The 1,204-nt window shown below is 81.6% G+C and carries 1 protein-coding gene and 1 pseudogene; one reads left to right on the top strand and one right to left on the bottom strand.

Annotated features, from left to right (window positions below; all coding sequences use genetic code 11):
* Positions 1-894 (top strand): annotated as a pseudogene (locus tag ACFXAM_RS38840) (hypothetical protein); the annotation flags it as partial.
* A gap of 93 nt (positions 895-987) precedes the next feature.
* On the opposite strand, the gene ACFXAM_RS38835 reads toward ACFXAM_RS38840, so the two are convergent.
* The coding region (locus tag ACFXAM_RS38835; protein WP_380298654.1) for a hypothetical protein at positions 988-1,204 on the bottom strand (217 nt) is incomplete at its 5' end.

The raw sequence follows: 1,204 nt of genomic DNA, 5'->3' as shown, positions 1-1,204 counted from the left end.
CCCGGTGCGCCGCTGCCCGGGGCGGGCGGTCCGACGGGCACCGGCGGCACGGCCGAGGGCGCGGGCGGCGGAACGGCCGGCGGGACGTCCGCAGGCGCGGGCGGTACGGCCGGCGGAACCGGGCGGGACGGCGCCGCGTCGAACGCCCCCGTCGGCCCTCCGGGCGCCCCCGCCCCCGGCGCCCCGGACACCCCCGCCGGCTCCACGGCCCCGGCCGCGCCGGGCGGCTCCTCGCCGGCGCCCGGGCAGCCCCCGGCGCCGGACGGCCCCGCCTACACGGCCGAGCCGCCGCCGAGCGTCCCGGGGTACACCGCCACGCCGCGGCGGACCGTCCCCCCGGCCCCGGACTACACCTACGCGCCCAAGCCGACCTACACCGCCTCCCCGCCGCCGTACACCGCCTCCCCTCCCCCGCCCCCGCCGCCCGGCACCGTCCCGACGGACCCGCCCGTCAAGCCCCCGACCCAGCCGGGCGGCACGCTGCCCACGCTCGCCCGGCTGTCCAACGGCGGGTCCGTGCTGTACGACCAGGCCTCGCTCAACCGGCCGGGCAACCCGGTGGTCCTGTCCTCGGACGACGGCGGCCCCGGCGGCGTCTGGCAGCTGACCCCCTACGCGGACGGCGGGTACGCCCTGCTCAACGGCGCCACCGAGTACACCAAGGTCCTGAACCTGGAGGAGACCCGCGCGCAGACGCAGCTGGCGTACCGGCCGGCGCCCAACGCCACCCCGCCGAGCCAGGTCTGGTCGTTCTTCCCGGTGCCCGGGGGCTACGTGGTGACCGTCGCCCGGGACGCGAAGCGCTGCCTGTCCGCCGCCGGTCCGGGCGCGCCCGCCACGGTCCGCACCTGCGCGGGCTCGGCCGACCAGGTGTGGACGGTCTCCGCGGCCTGAGCCGGTGCGCGGTGCGGACGGCCGGGGCGTCGGCTTCCGGCCGTCCGCGCCCGGTCCGGCGGTCCGGTGCTCCGGTGCTCCGGTCCGGGCTCGTCAGGCCGGAAGCCAGGAGGGCCAGGACCGCCGGGTCGGCCCGGCCGGGTGGCCGTCGCCGAGCAGCGGCACCAGGCGCTCGGCCTCCGGCGCGCCGATCGGGGCCAGGATGCCGTGCGCCTCGGCCCAGCAGGCGCGGGCCCGGGCCGGGTCGTCCGGATGCCGGTCCGGCAGCGCGTCGCCGAGCGCGGCCCGGGCGCGGCGGCGGCCGCGGTGG

Source organism: Kitasatospora sp. NPDC059462, from assembly GCF_042749955.1.
Lineage (GTDB): Bacteria > Actinomycetota > Actinomycetes > Streptomycetales > Streptomycetaceae > Kitasatospora.
This window is presented reverse-complemented; position numbering and strand designations above follow the sequence as displayed.